The organism is Bradyrhizobium sp. LeoB3 (assembly GCF_055456055.1).
In genome coordinates, this window is the sequence record NZ_JBVBEF010000419.1 from 1 (window position 1) to 335 (window position 335).

Annotated in this window: 1 protein-coding gene; it reads right to left on the reverse strand. The window is 63.0% G+C overall.

All coding sequences use genetic code 11. The annotated features are described in order from the left end of the window. Positions 1 to 68 precede the first annotated feature (68 nt). Positions 69 to 335, reverse strand: a 267-nt coding sequence (locus tag ACZXDY_RS46570) for a recombinase family protein (protein WP_464350114.1), incomplete at its 5' end; no start/stop codon positions are given.

Genomic DNA, 335 nt, shown 5'->3' on the forward strand with positions numbered 1-335 from the left:
CAGCCTTGATCACCTGTGCGGCCTTGAACGTCGCGTCCTCAACGATCGCCAAGTGCGGCGCGTCGACGCTACGATATGGTCTTTGCGGTTCGGGCGTGGCACGCGCCTTCCGGTCGCAGGATCATGCGGACCTTGTTCCAGACGATGCGGCCCGCATTGAGCTCGTTGATCAGCATACCATGGCCGCGTGCGGCATTGCCGTTGATCGTGGACGCGTTCCAATTCTTGCCGCGGGGCGGTTTGACACCGTCGGCATTAAGGCCCGCGGCGATCTCGCGCGGCGTCTTGCCCTCGACAAACTCGCAGAAGATTCTCCGCACGATCTCGGCTTCGGC